Genomic DNA, 16,122 nt, shown 5'->3' on the forward strand with positions numbered 1-16,122 from the left:
ATGAGAAATAATGATAATATCCGCATATTAACTAATCCTTCTGTCAGTCATGGGGAGCCTTTACATATATCTGAAAAGCAGCCGGCAACAATACCTGAAGTTTTATACAGAACGGCGACGGAGCTTGGGGATACAAAGGGAATCATTTATTTGCAGCCGGATGGAACTGAAGTTTACCAATCATACAGACGATTATGGGATGATGGATTGCGCATTGCGAAGGGGCTTCGCCAATCAGGCCTGAAAGCAAAACAAAGCGTGATTTTGCAGCTTGGTGACAATTCACAGCTTCTCCCTGCGTTCTGGGGGTGTGTGTTAACAGGGGTTGTTCCGGCTCCATTAGCCGTTCCGCCAACGTATGCTGAATCGAGCAGCGGCACTCAAAAGCTGAAAGACGCATGGACGCTTCTTGATAAGCCAGCGGTGATTACGGACCGGGGGATGCATCAGGAAATGCTCGATTGGGCAAAAGAACAAGGGCTTGAAGGGTTCAGGGCAATTATTGTAGAGGATCTGCTCAGCGCTGAAGCGGACACAGATTGGCATCAATCCAGTCCTGAAGACTTAGCGCTTTTATTGCTGACTTCAGGCAGTACGGGAACGCCCAAAGCAGTTATGCTTAATCATCGTAACATTATGAGCATGGTGAAAGGGATTATTCAAATGCAAGGCTTCACCAGAGAGGATATTACGTTTAACTGGATGCCGTTTGACCATGTCGGAGGGATCGGAATGCTGCATTTGCGGGATGTTTATCTTGGCTGTCAGGAAATTAACGTCTCAAGCGAAACGATCTTAATGGAGCCGTTGAAATGGCTGGATTGGATTGATCATTACCGAGCTTCTGTTACGTGGGCGCCGAATTTTGCGTTTGGTCTGGTTACTGATTTTGCAGAAGAAATAAAAGATAAGAAATGGGATCTGTCTTCAATGCGATACATGCTCAATGGCGGTGAAGCAATGGTAGCCAAGGTAGGGCGTAGAATACTTGAGCTTTTAGAACCACATGGACTGCCTGCTGACGCCATCCGACCTGCCTGGGGAATGTCCGAAACTTCATCGGGCGTTATTTTTTCTCATGAATTTACCCGGGCTGGAACAAGTGATGATGATCATTTTGTTGAAATAGGCTCTCCAATCCCCGGCTTCTCTATGAGAATTGTGAATGACCATAATGAATTGGTTGAAGAGGGTGAGATCGGCCGTTTTCAAGTCTCGGGTCTTTCTGTTACTAGCGGTTATTACCAGCGGCCTGATTTGAATGAGAGTGTGTTTACAGAAGACGGCTGGTTTGAAACCGGAGATCTTGGCTTTTTGCGAAACGGGCGCTTAACCATAACAGGCCGTACGAAAGATGCAATTATCATTAACGGCATTAATTATTACAGTCATGCAATTGAGTCTGCAGTTGAAGAATTACCTGAAATTGAAACTTCTTATACTGCTGCTTGCGCTGTCCGTCTGGGCCAGAATTCAACAGATCAGCTGGCTATCTTCTTTGTTACTTCCGCAAAATTAAATGATGAGCAGATGTCTCAGCTTCTTAGAAACATACAAACCCATGTCTCACAGGTGATCGGAGTCACCCCGGAATATTTGCTGCCTGTACAAAAAGAAGAGATTCCAAAAACGGCTATCGGAAAGATCCAGCGCACCCAGCTAAAAACTTCATTTGAAAATGGAGAGTTCGACCACTTGCTACATAAACCCAATCGGATGAACGATGCAGTCCAGGATGAGGGGATACAGCAAGCAGACCAGGTGAAAAGAGTAAGGGAAGAAATACAGAAGCATCTGCTCACCTGTTTGACTGAGGAGCTGCACGTTTCCCACGATTGGGTGGAGCCAAATGCAAATATCCAAAGTCTTGGTGTGAATTCTATCAAGATGATGAAGCTCATTCGATCGATCGAGAAAAACTATCATATCAAACTAACAGCCAGAGAGATACATCAATATCCTACAATTGAACGCTTAGCCAGCTATCTATCAGAACATGAAGACCTCAGCAGCTTGTCTGCTGACAAAAAGGGCACGGACACATATAAAACCGAACCGGAAAGGAGTCAGGCAACTTTTCAGCCTCTCTCTGAGGTTCAAAAAGGATTATGGACATTGCAAAAAATGTCACCCGAAAAAAGTGCATATCACGTACCTCTCTGTTTTAAATTTTCGTCAGGGCTTCACCATGAAACATTCCAGCAGGCTTTCGGCCTTGTATTGAATCAGCACCCAATCTTAAAGCACGTCATCCAAGAGAAAGACGGAGTGCCATTTCTTAAAAATGAGCCAGCACTTTCAATTGAAATCAAGACAGAAAATATCTCAAGTTTGAAAGAGTCTGATATTCCTGCTTTTCTTAGAAAGAAAGTAAAGGAACCGTATGTAAAGGAAAACAGCCCGTTAGTGCGTGTCATGAGCTTTTCCAGATCTGAACAAGAGCATTTTTTATTAGTTGTCATTCACCATTTGATTTTTGACGGAGTTTCGTCTGTCACATTTATACGCAGTCTGTTTGATACCTATCAGCTTCTTTTAAAAGGACAGCAGCCGGAAAAAGCTGTTTCTCCTGCCATTTATCATGATTTTGCGGCATGGGAGAAAAACATGCTTGCCGGCAAAGACGGTGTGAAGCACCGTACATATTGGCAGAAACAGCTATCGGGAACTTTGCCGAATCTTCAGCTGCCTAATGTCAGCGCAAGTTCAGTCGATTCTCAGTTTAGAGAGGATACATACACCAGGCGGTTGTCCAGCGGCTTCATGAATCAGGTCAGAACGTTTGCGAAAGAGCATTCTGTAAATGTCACGACGGTATTCTTAAGCTGCTATATGATGCTGCTTGGCCGTTACACAGGCCAAAAAGAACAGATCGTCGGCATGCCGGCCATGGTGAGGCCGGAAGAAAGATTTGATGATGCCATTGGACATTTTCTCAATATGCTCCCGATTCGGAGTGAGCTGAACCCGGCAGACACTTTTTCTAGCTTTATATCAAAATTGCAATTAACGATATTGGATGGGCTTGATCATGCAGCATATCCTTTTCCAAAAATGGTGAGGGATCTGAATATTCCTCGCAGTCAAGCAGGTTCACCGGTATTTCAAACCGCTTTTTTCTATCAGAATTTTCTTCAATCCGGAAGCTATCAAAGCTTGCTGAGCCGCTATGCTGACTTCTTTTCTGTCGATTTCGTTGAGTATATTCACCAAGAGGGCGAATACGAATTAGTATTTGAACTGTGGGAAACAGAAGAAAAAATGGAGCTGAACATCAAGTACAATACTGGGCTGTTTGATGCGGCTTCTATATCCGCCATGTTCGACCATTTTGTTTATGTAACAGAGCAGGCGATGTTGAATCCTTCTCAGCCTTTAAAAGAGTATTCTTTATTACCTGAGGCAGAGAAGCAGATGATTCTCAAAACATGGAACGCCACAGGAAAAACGTATCCATATATAACTTTTCATGAGTTGTTTGAGCAGCAGGCGAAAAAGACGCCTGATAGAGCGGCTGTCAGCTATGAAGGTCAAACATTGACGTATCGGGAGCTTGATGAGAAAAGCACACAGCTGGCCATTTATTTGCAGGCGCATGGAGTGGGTCCTGACCGTCTGGCGGGGATCTATGTGGATCGATCGCTGGACATGCTAGTGGGTTTATTAGCGATCCTCAAGGCTGGGGGAGCGTATGTGCCGCTAGACCCGTCCTATCCGGCTGAACGATTAGAATACATGCTTGAGGACAGTGAAGTTTTCATTACACTGACGACATCGGAATTAGTAAATACGTTGAGTTGGAACGGTGTCACAACAGCCCTTTTAGATCAAGATTGGGATGAAATTGCTCAAACAGCCTCTGATCGAAAAGTGCTTACACGCACTGTCACGCCAGAGAACTTGGCATATGTCATTTATACATCCGGCAGCACAGGAAAGCCAAAAGGTGTCATGATACCACATAAAGCTTTGACAAACTTTCTCGTTTCGATGGGGGAAACACCAGGTCTTACGGCAGAGGATAAAATGCTTGCTGTCACAACCTACTGTTTTGATATTGCAGCTCTGGAATTATTTTTGCCTTTAATAAAGGGCGCACACTGCTATATTTGTCAAACGGAGCATACAAAAGACGTTGAAAAACTGAAACGGGACATCCGCGCGATCAAACCGACAGTGATGCAGGCAACCCCCGCTACGTGGAAGATGCTCTTTTATTCAGGCTGGGAAAATGAAGAGAGCGTGAAAATTTTATGCGGTGGCGAAGCATTGCCTGAGACATTAAAACGATATTTCTTAGATACGGGCAGCGAAGCCTGGAATATGTTCGGGCCAACCGAAACAACTATCTGGTCAGCGGTTCAGCGCATTAACGTTGAATGCTCTCATGCCACGATAGGAAGGCCAATCGCCAATACACAAATCTATATTACGGATTCTCAGCTCGCGCCAGTGCCGGCAGGTGTTCCGGGTGAGCTGTGCATTGCAGGAGACGGTGTGGCGAAGGGCTACTACAAAAAGGAAGAATTAACGGATTCGAGATTCATTGACAACCCTTTTGAGCCTGGGTCTAAGCTTTATAGAACGGGAGACATGGCCCGTTGGCTTACGGGAGGGCGAATTGAATATATAGGCCGCATCGATAATCAAGTAAAAATCCGCGGATTCCGTATTGAACTTGGTGATATTGAAAGCAGGCTTAGTGAGCATCCCGGCATTCTGGAATGCGTTGTGGTCGCAGATATGGATAACCTAGCTGCCTATTATACAGCTAAACATGCAAATGCTTCTCTCACAGCGAGAGAGCTGCGTCATTTTGTGAAAAACGCTTTGCCTGCCTATATGGTGCCTTCTTATTTTATTCAGCTTGATCATATGCCGTTAACTCCGAACGGAAAGATAGATAGAAACAGCCTTAAGAATATCGATTTATCAGGGGAGCAGCTAAAGCAAAGGCAGACCTCTCCTAAGAACATTCAGGATACTGTTTTTACCATTTGGCAGGAAGTGCTGAAAACGAGTGACATTGAATGGGATGACGGATTTTTCGATGTGGGCGGGGATTCGCTTCTCGCGGTCACTGTGGCTGATCGTATCAAACATGAACTATCCTGTGAGTTTTCTGTCACAGACCTGTTTGAGTATTCAACGATTAAAAATATCAGCCAGTACATCACTGAACAGCGAATGGGCGATGCAAGTGACCATATGCCGACAGACCCGGCAGCTCATATAGAAGATCAGTCTACCGAGATGAGTGATCTCCCGGACTATTATGACGATAGTGTGGCGATTATTGGCATATCGTGTGAATTTCCAGGGGCAAAAAATCATGATGAATTTTGGGAGAACCTCAGAGACGGCAAGGAAAGCATTGCGTTTTTCAATAAAGAAGAGCTTCAGCGCTTTGGCATTTCAAAGGAGATAGCGGAGAATGCCGACTATGTCCCTGCTAAAGCTTCAATTGATGGGAAAGACAGATTTGATCCAAGCTTCTTTCAAATCTCTCCTAAAGACGCTGAATTTATGGACCCTCAGCTTCGGATGCTGCTGACTCATTCATGGAAAGCAATAGAAGATGCCGGTTATGCTGCGAGGCAGATTCCGCAAACCAGTGTTTTTATGTCGGCAAGCAATAATTCTTATCGCGCGCTGCTGCCGTCAGATACAACAGAGAGCCTGGAGACGCCGGACGGCTATGTTTCGTGGGTGCTTGCACAGAGCGGGACGATTCCGACAATGATTTCTCATAAGCTCGGGCTGAGAGGGCCAAGCTATTTTGTCCATGCCAACTGCTCATCCTCTCTGATTGGATTGCATTCTGCCTATAAGAGCCTCCTGTCGGGTGAATCTGATTATGCTTTAGTTGGCGGTGCAACGCTGCATACCGAGTCAAATATCGGATATGTGCATCAGCCTGGGCTGAACTTTTCGAGTGATGGACATATTAAAGCTTTTGACGCTTCAGCTGACGGAATGATAGGCGGTGAGGGCGTTGCTGTTGTATTGCTGAAAAAAGCAGCTGATGCAGTAAAGGACGGGGATCATATCTATGCCTTGCTGAGAGGCATTGGTGTAAATAACGACGGCGCTGACAAAGTCGGCTTTTATGCTCCAAGCGTTAAAGGCCAGGCTGACGTGGTCCAACAGGTCATGAATCAAACGAAGGTACAGCCTGAATCCATCTGCTATGTAGAAGCACACGGGACCGGAACGAAGCTGGGGGACCCGATCGAGCTGGCGGCTTTAACAAACGTTTACAGGCAATATACAAATAAAACGCAATTTTGCGGCATTGGGTCGGTGAAAACCAATATCGGACATTTAGATACAGCCGCCGGTCTTGCGGGCTGCATTAAGGTTGTGATGAGTCTTTATCATCAAGAGCTTGCACCGAGTGTCAATTATAAGGAGCCGAATCCAAATACAGACTTAGCCAGCTCTCCTTTTTACGTCGTCGATCAAAAGAAAACGTTAAGCCGTGAGATCAAAACGCACAGGGCTGCACTTAGCTCGTTCGGGCTTGGCGGGACAAATACCCATGCCATTTTTGAACAATTCAAAAGGGATTCAGATAAGGGAAAGATAGACGGAACCTGCATCGTCCCGATCTCGGCGAAAAATAAAGAGAGGCTGCAAGAGTATGCAGAAGACATTCTGGCCTATTTAGAAAGAAGAGGGTTTGAGAACAGCCAGCTGCCTGATTTTGCGTATACCCTTCAGGTGGGGCGCGAAGCGATGGAGCATCGCGTTGTCTTTATTGCCGATCATGTAAATGAGTTAAAACAGAGGCTCACAGATTTTATCAATGGAAATACAGCGATTGAAGGCTGTTTTCAAGGAAGTAAGCACAATGCCAGAGAGGTTTCATGGCTGACGGAGGATGAGGACAGCGCTGAACTCATACGTAAGTGGATGGCCAAAGGAAAAGTAAACAAGCTTGCAGAAATGTGGAGCAAGGGAGCGCATATAGATTGGATGCAGCTTTACAAGGGAGAGCGCCCAAACAGAATGAGTCTGCCGACTTATCCATTTGCAAAGGAACGATACTGGCCGTCGCAGGATGACCGCAAACCGGTGGCGCAGATATCCGGAAATCAGACAGGGATCGGCTCTATTCATCCATTGCTTCATCAGAATACATCTGATTTTTCTGAACAGAAATTCAGTTCGGTTTTCACTGGTGACGAATTTTTCCTGAGAGACCATGTGGTAAGAGGAAAGCCTGTGCTTCCTGGTGTTGCGTACCTTGAAATGGCGTACGCGGCTATAAACCAGGCGGCAGGAAGTGAAATTGGCCAAGATGTCAGAATCAGATTGAATCATACAGTCTGGGTTCAGCCTGTTGTGGTTGACAGACATTCAGCTCAAGTGGATATCAGTCTCTTTCCTGAAGAAGATGGAAAAATCACCTTTGACATTTACAGTACACAGGAAGACGGGGACGACCCTGTTATTCATAGTCAAGGCAGTGCGGAGCTGGCATCTGCCGCCGAAACACCAGTCGCAGATCTCACTGAAATTTCACGCCGCTGCGGCAAAGGAAAGATGTCGCCTGATCAATTTTACGAAGAAGGCAGAAGCAGAGGAATGTTCCATGGTCCGGCCTTTCAAGGAATTAAGAATGTGAATATAGGAAACAGAGAGGTTTTGGCGCAGCTGCAGCTTCCAGAAATCGTTTCTGGAACGAATGAACAGTTTGTGCTGCACCCAAGTATCATGGATTCCGCTTTGCAGACAGCAACAATATGTATCATGCAGGAATTGACGGATCAAAAGCTGATTTTGCCATTTGCGCTTGAGGAGCTTGAAGTGATCAAAGGGTGTTCTTCTTCTATGTGGGCTTATGCTCGCTTAAGTGACAGCGATCACTCCGGAGGGGTTGTTCAGAAAGCGGATATCGATGTCATTGACGAGAGTGGAAGCGTATGTGTCAGGATCAAAGGATTTTCAACGAGAGTATTAGAAGGGGAGGTTCATACTTCAAAGCCTTCAACACGGCACGAACGCTTAATGCTTGAACCGGTGTGGGAAAAACAGAATGAAGAACGAGAGGACGAAGATCTTTCGTACACGGAGCATATCATTGTTCTCTTCGAAACTGAACGAAGTGTCACAGACAGCATTGCCTCCCACATGAAAGATGCCCGTGTGATTACTCTAAACGAAGCTGTAGGACATATTGCTGAACGTTATCAATGTTACATGCAGAACATTTTTGAACTCCTGCAAAGCAAGGTCCGTGAGCTTTCTGCAGGCCGTATCATCATTCAAGCGATTGTTCCACTGGAAAAAGAGAAGCAATTGTTTGCCGGCGTTTCCGGTCTGCTTAAAACAGCAGAAATAGAGTTCAGCAAACTGACTGCTCAGGTCATCGAAATTGAGAAACCTGAAGAGATGATAGACCTTCACCTCAAGCTGAAAGACGACAGCCAGAGACCATTTGACAAACAGATTCGATATGAGGCTGGACACCGTTTTGTGAAAGGCTGGAGGGAAATGGTGCTTCCTTCAGCTGATACGCTTCACATGCCGTGGAGAGACGAAGGCGTTTATCTAATCACAGGCGGAGCAGGAAGCTTAGGCCTTCTGTTTGCAAAGGAAATTGCCAATCGAACTGGCCGGTCTACTATTGTGCTGACGGGACGATCTGTTTTAAGTGAGGATAAGGAAAACGAACTGGAGGCTCTTCGAAGCATCGGAGCGGAGGTTGTCTATCGGGAGGCTGATGTAAGTGATCAGCATGCGGTTCGTCATCTTTTGGAGGAAATCAAAGAAAGATATGGCACTCTCAATGGAATTATTCACGGTGCAGGCAGCATTAAAGATCACTTCATCATTCATAAAACGAATGAAGAGTTTCAAGAAGTATTGCAGCCAAAAGTGAGCGGGTTGTTACATGTAGACGAATGCAGCAAGGATTTCCCATTGGACTTTTTCATTTTCTTCTCATCTGTTTCGGGATGTTTAGGAAACGCTGGACAAGCCGATTATGCGGCAGCCAATTCGTTTATGGATGCATTTGCTGAATACCGCCGTTCTCTTGCGGCATCAAAAAAGAGATTCGGCTCCACCATTTCCTTCAATTGGCCGTTATGGGAAGAAGGCGGTATGCAAGTCGGTGCTGAAGATGAAAAGAGAATGCTGAAAACAACGGGAATGATCCCGATGCCGACAGATAGTGGCTTGAAAGCATTTTATCAAGGGATAGCATCTGATAAGCCGCAAGTTTTTGTGATGGAAGGACAGCCTCAGAAAATGAAACAAAAACTGCTTTCCGCAGGATCGAAAGCCAAGAGGAACGATCAGAGAAAGGCGGATCAGGATCAAGGACAAACTAGAAAATTGGAAGCAGCCTTAATCCAAATGGTTGGCGCAATTTTGAAAGTAAACACTGACGATATCGATGTCAACACAGAGCTGAGCGAGTACGGATTCGACTCAGTTACATTCACTGTCTTTACAAACAAGATCAACGAAAAATTTCAGTTGGAGCTAACACCGACCATTTTCTTTGAATATGGCAGCGTCCAAAGCCTGGCTGAATATGTAGTTGCTGCGTATCAGGGCGAATGGAATCAAGATGCTACTGCTAAAGGCATAGATGAAAGAACAAACTCATTGCACAGTTTAAACAGCCTGGAGGCATCATTAAGCAACATGGTCAGTGCAATTTTAAAAGTAAATAGTGAAGATATTGATGTCAATACAGAGCTGAGTGAATACGGATTTGATTCCGTTACATTTACGGTCTTTACAAACAAGATTAACGAAGAATTTCAGTTGGAGCTAACGCCGACCATTTTCTTTGAATATGGAAGTATCCAAAGCCTGGCTGAGTATTTGACTGCTGAACATGAGGACACCCTGGTTCAGGAGCGCGAAAAACCAGAGAGGCAGGAAGAGTTACAAACAAAATCCCCTGAAGCGCCGAAAATCACATCACGTAGAAAGCGCCGCTTTACACAGCCTGTTATTGCAAAAGCAGAAAGAAACAAAAAGCAGGCTGCCGATTTTGAGCCGGTTGCAATTGTCGGCATCAGCGGCCGATTCCCTGGCGCTATGGATATAGACGAATTTTGGAAAAACCTAGAAGAAGGAAAAGACAGCATCACAGAAGTTCCAAAAGATCGATGGGATTGGCGGGAGCATTATGGAAACCCAGACACTGACGTCAATAAAACCGACATCAAATGGGGCGGGTTTATTGATGGTGTCGCAGAGTTTGATCCGTTGTTTTTTGGTATTTCGCCGCGAGAAGCAGATTATGTAGACCCTCAGCAGCGCTTGTTAATGACATACGTGTGGAAGGCACTGGAAGATGCGGGTTGCTCGCCGCAAAGCCTTTCGGGTACAGGGACTGGTATCTTTATCGGTACGGGAAACACCGGTTATAAAGATCTATTCCATAGAGCGAATCTTCCAATTGAAGGCCATGCTGCTACAGGTCATATGATTCCTTCGGTAGGCCCGAATAGAATGAGTTATTTTTTAAATATTCATGGTCCGAGCGAGCCAGTAGAGACGGCTTGTTCCAGTTCTCTTGTAGCCATTCACCGTGCTGTGACTGCGATGCAAAACGGTGATTGTGAGATGGCGATCGCTGGAGGCGTGAATACGATCTTAACCGAGGAGGCGCATATTAGCTACAGCAAGGCGGGGATGCTCAGCAAAGACGGCAGGTGTAAAACCTTCTCTGCCGATGCGAATGGCTATGTCAGAGGCGAAGGGGTCGGAATGGTCATGCTGAAAAAGCTGGAAGATGCCGAGCGCGACGGAAATCATATTTACGGCGTTATTCGGGGGACGGCGGAAAATCACGGCGGAAGAGCCAATACCCTGACATCGCCTAATCCGAAAGCACAAGCTGATTTGTTGGTGCGTGCATATCGCCAAGCAGGCATAGATCCAAGCACTGTCACATATATCGAAGCACATGGAACAGGGACGGAATTGGGCGATCCGATTGAAATAAATGGGCTGAAAGCCGCGTTTAAGGAACTATCCAATATGAGAGGCGAGAGCCAGCCGGATGTTCCGGATCACCGTTGCGGCATCGGCTCAGTTAAAAGCAATATCGGTCATTTAGAGCTAGCAGCCGGTATTTCCGGTTTGATCAAGGTGCTTTTGCAAATGAAGCATAAAACGTTAGTGAAAAGCCTGCATTGCGAGACGCTTAATCCTTATCTTCAGCTGACTGACAGTCCGTTTTACATCGTTCAGGAAAAACAGGAATGGAAGTCTGTCACAGATCGTGACGGAAACGAGCTTCCGCGCCGTGCCGGAATCAGTTCGTTTGGGATTGGCGGAGTAAACGCGCATATTGTGATTGAAGAATATATGCCAAAAGCCAATTCAGAACACACGGCTACAGAACAGCCAAACGTAATTGTGCTGTCGGCTAAAAATAAAAGCAGGCTGATAGATCGTGCTTCGCAATTGCTTGAGGTGATTCGCAATAAAAAATATACAGATCAGGATTTGCACCGCATCGCTTACACCCTGCAGGTCGGGCGCGAAGAAATGGATGAGCGTCTGGCGTGTGTTGCGGGGACAATGCAGGAGCTTGAAGAGAAACTGCAGGCGTTTGTTGACGGTAAGGAAGAAACAGACGAATTTTTCCGGGGACAGTCTCATCGAAATAAAGAGACCCAGACTATTTTTACAGCAGATGAAGATATGGCGTTGGCACTTGATGCTTGGATCAGAAAAAGAAAATACGCCAAACTTGCTGATTTATGGGTCAAAGGGGTCTCAATCCAGTGGAACACATTATACGGAGAGACCAAACCGCGCCTGATCAGCCTCCCTTCATATCCGTTTGCGAAGGATTACTATTGGGTGCCGGCAAAGGAACATTCAGAAAGAGACAAAAAAGAACTGGTTAATGCGATTGAAGATCGGGCTGCATGCTTTTTGACGAAACAATGGAGTTTGAGTCCAATTGGCTCAGCAGTGCCGGGGACAAGAACCGTTGCCATCCTGTGCAATCAAGAGACAGCAGATTTAGCAGCAGAATTGTCTTCGTATTTTCCGAATCATCTCTTATTAGATGTGAGCCGGATAGAAAATGATCAGTCAGACATTGATTGGAAAGAGTTTGACGGCCTAGTGGATGTCATCGGATGCGGTAGGGATGATGAGGGCCGGCTGGATTGGATTGAATGGGTGCAAAGACTGGTTGAATTCGGGCATAAAGAGGGGCTCAGGCTGCTTTGTGTGACGAAGGGGCTCGAATCGTTTCAAAACACATCTGTCCGGATGGCTGGCGCCTCACGGGCTGGGTTGTATCGAATGCTCCAATGCGAGTACAGCCATCTTATATCAAGGCATATGGATGCTGAGGAGGTTACTGATCATCCCCGTCTCGCGAAGTTGATCGCTGATGAGTTTTATTCCGAATCTTATGATGCGGAGGTTTGCTACAGGGATGGTTTACGGTACCAAGCTTTTCTAAAAGCTCATCCGGAAACAGGTAAGGCCACGGAACAAAGCACGGTCTTCCCGAAAGATCATGTACTTCTCATTACAGGCGGCACACGAGGCATCGGACTATTATGCGCCCGTCATTTTGCAGAGTGCTATGGAGTGAAAAAACTGGTGCTGACCGGACGAGAACAGCTTCCTCCGCGAGAGGAGTGGGCGCGTTTTAAGACATCAAACACATCATTGGCAGAGAAAATCCAGGCAGTGAGGGAGCTGGAAGCGAAGGGTGTACAGGTGGAGATGCTGTCGCTGACGTTATCTGATGATGCTCAGGTTGAGCAAACGCTGCAACATATCAAGCGAACATTAGGACCGATTGGCGGTGTCATTCATTGTGCAGGTCTGACGGATATGGATACGCTGGCATTTATCCGAAAAACTTCAGATGATATCCAGCGGGTGATGGAACCTAAGGTGTCAGGTCTTACAACGTTATATCGCCATGTGTGTAACGAGCCTTTACAGTTTTTTGTCTTATTTTCTTCTGTTTCAGCCATTATTCCGGAGCTTTCGGCGGGACAAGCTGACTATGCGATGGCCAATAGCTATATGGATTATTTTGCAGAAGCACATCAGAAACATGTGCCGATCATCAGTGTTCAGTGGCCGAACTGGAAAGAAACCGGTATGGGTGAAGTGACAAATCAAGCGTATCGGGAAAGCGGCTTGTTCAGCATTACGAATTCAGAAGGCTTACGTTTTCTAGATCAAATTGTATCGAAAATGTTCGGACCGGTTGTTCTCCCTGCAATGGCGAATCAAACAAACTGGGAGCCGGAACTGCTGATGAAGAGGAGGAAACCGCATGAGGGCGGTTTGCAGGAAGCTGCTTTACAGAGCCCGCCAGCCAGAGACTTTGAAGAGGCCGATGAAGTTTCCAAATGTGATGGATTATTATCTGAAACACAGTCCTGGCTTGTTGATCTGTTTACCGAAGAGCTGAGAATAGATCGTGAAGACTTCGAGATTGACGGGGTGTTTCAGGATTATGGCGTGGATTCGATCATTTTGGCACAGGTGCTCCAGCGTATAAACCGCAAATTAGAGGCAGCGCTCGATCCATCGATTCTATATGAATACCCGACAATTCAAAGGTTCGCAGATTGGCTGATCGGTTCTTATTCCGAAAGGCTGTCCGCTTTATTCGGAGGCAGGATATCGGATGCATCAGCACCTTTGGAGAACAAAATAGAGGCGGAGGCATCTGTTCCTGCGGAGGATCGAGCTCTTACACCTCAGATTCAGGCGACAGCGATTTTGTCACCGGACTCTCATGCAGAAGGTATTGCCGTTGTCGGACTCTCTTGCCGATTCCCTGGGGCAGATACATTGGAATCATATTGGTCGTTACTATCCGAGGGGCGTTCGTCAATCGGCCCGATTCCGGCAGAGCGTTGGGGCTGTAAGACGCCATATTATGCCGGCGTGATTGATGGCGTCAGCTATTTTGATCCTGATTTCTTTTTGCTTCACGAAGAAGACGTAAGGGCGATGGATCCGCAAGCACTGCTCGTGTTGGAAGAGTGTCTGAAGCTCTTGTATCACGCCGGTTATACACCTGAGGAAATAAAGGGCAAGCCCGTCGGTGTTTATATCGGAGGCAGAAGCCAGCACAAACCTGATGAAGAGAGCCTTGATCATGCCAAGAATCCGATCGTGACAGTCGGCCAAAATTATTTAGCGGCTAATCTTTCACAATTTTTTGATGTCCGCGGCCCGAGTGTTGTAGTTGACACTGCATGCTCGTCAGCTTTGGTCGGCATGAATATGGCCATTCAGGCGCTGCGTGGCGGAGATATTCAATCCGCCATAGTCGGCGGTGTCAGCTTGCTGAGCTCAGATGCCTCTCACAGGCTGTTTGACCGGCGCGGCATTTTAAGCAAGCATTCATCCTTCCATGTGTTTGATGAGCGTGCTGACGGAGTTGTGTTAGGTGAAGGCGTCGGAATGGTCATGCTAAAAACCGTAAAACAGGCACTGGAAGACGGAGATACCATATATGCTGTCGTCAAAGCGGCCTCTGTCAATAACGACGGAAGAACGGCGGGGCCTGCAACACCTAATCTTGAGGCGCAAAAGGAAGTCATGAAAGATGCGCTTTTTAAAAGCGAAAAAAAACCAGAGGACATCAGCTACCTTGAGGCAAACGGGTCAGGTTCAATCGTAACCGATCTCCTTGAGCTAAAAGCGATCCAATCAGTGTACCGTTCTGGGCACTCATCGCCTCTTTCTCTTGGCTCAATCAAGCCGAACATCGGGCATCCGCTATGTGCTGAAGGGATCGCCAGCTTCATTAAGGTTGTGCTGATGCTGAAAGAGCGCCGCTTTGTCCCATTTTTATCAGGTGAAAAAGAGATGGCGCATTTCGATCAACAGAAAGCGAACATCACGTTCAGCCGAGCCCTGGAAAAATGGACAGATTCGCAGCCTACTGCGGCTATTAACTGCTTTGCCGATGGGGGGACGAATGCCCATGTCATCGTAGAGGCGTGGGAAAAAGATGAAAAACACGCCACCAAGCGCAGTCCAATATCGCCTCCTCAATTAAAGAAACGAATGCTTTCGCCAGGCGAGCCAAAGCTGGAAGCGGAGACTTCAAAAATGACTGCGGCAAACATATGGGATACTTATGAGGTGGAGGTCTAACGTGAAAAAGATAACGAAACAACTCACATTATCGTTAAAAAATCCGTTTATTTATCACCATGTGGTTTACGGACAAAATGTCCTGCCGGGATTGGCTTATATCGATATAATCTACCAGATATTCAGAGAACACGGCTTCTCCTGCTCAGAGCTTCAGCTGCGGAATTTATCCATCTATCAGCCATTGACGGCGGACCAGGATGCAGTAATTGTTCTGAATATCCAATGCGCGGAGAAAAAAGAAGGACAGTGGCAAATCACAGCCAAGGGAATTGAAAAACGTGATGGGAAAGAAGTTTCAGAAGAAAAGCTCTATATGAAGGCTGATATGTACGCAGACTCCCCAGCCATATTTGAAGAAACACTGGATCTCAGTCAAATCAAAGCATCTGCACAGAACGTTGTTCAGCTTGATGATGTATATGAACAATGCAGACGTCAGGAATTGGTGCATAGCGAATATATGAAAGCAAAAGGCTGCATCTATGAAGAGGAAAATGGCGTCCTTCTTGAGCTTTCTCTCGGTTCGGAAGCCATGCTTCACGCAGAAGGCTTTATGTTTCACCCGACTCTCATAGACGGGAGCGGGGTGGGTGCCAATCATTTGCTCACATCTTTGCTTAAAGGAGAACAGAGGCTGTATTTGCCTCTGTTCTATGAATCCTTTTCCGCTTCTGCACTTTTGCAGTCGGATTGTATGACGAGAATTAAGCGCTCCTCCGTCCGGCGGGAAAAAGAGCTGATTTATGTAACACTTGAATTTTTTAATGCGTCGGGAGAAAAAGTGGCTGAGTTGAAAAACTTTACAAGCAAATTGGTGCGAGAAGCGGAGCTGATTAGCGGAAAACATCAAGATGCACAGGAGACACAGATGACAAGAGCGGACACTGCTGAGCGTGAGAAACCTGCTGACATGGTATCTTCTCCCGTTAATTCCTATAGCGGGGCTGAACAGTTCGTAAGTCAATTAATCGCAGAGAAAATCAATAA

General features: G+C 46.3%; 2 protein-coding genes (1 of these 2 only partly in view). Both read left to right on the top strand.

Annotated elements, in window-relative coordinates; genetic code table 11:
* Positions 1-15,132 (top strand): polyketide synthase PksJ, encoded by a 15,132-nt coding sequence (gene pksJ / locus MHB62_RS09125; protein WP_032677315.1) that lies wholly within the window; start codon positions 1-3, stop codon positions 15,130-15,132.
* On the top strand, positions 15,116-16,122 hold the 5' portion of the coding sequence (gene pksL, locus MHB62_RS09130; RefSeq protein WP_080287605.1) for a polyketide synthase PksL. Its footprint extends 12,610 nt past the window's final position; 1,007 of the gene's 13,617 nt are visible here — the first part of the coding sequence; the start codon lies at positions 15,116-15,118; the stop codon falls past the right edge of the window. Before pksJ ends, pksL begins: the two co-directional genes overlap by 17 nt.

This window comes from Bacillus sp. FSL K6-0255 (assembly GCF_045040725.1).
Classification (GTDB): domain Bacteria; phylum Bacillota; class Bacilli; order Bacillales; family Bacillaceae; genus Bacillus; species Bacillus subtilis.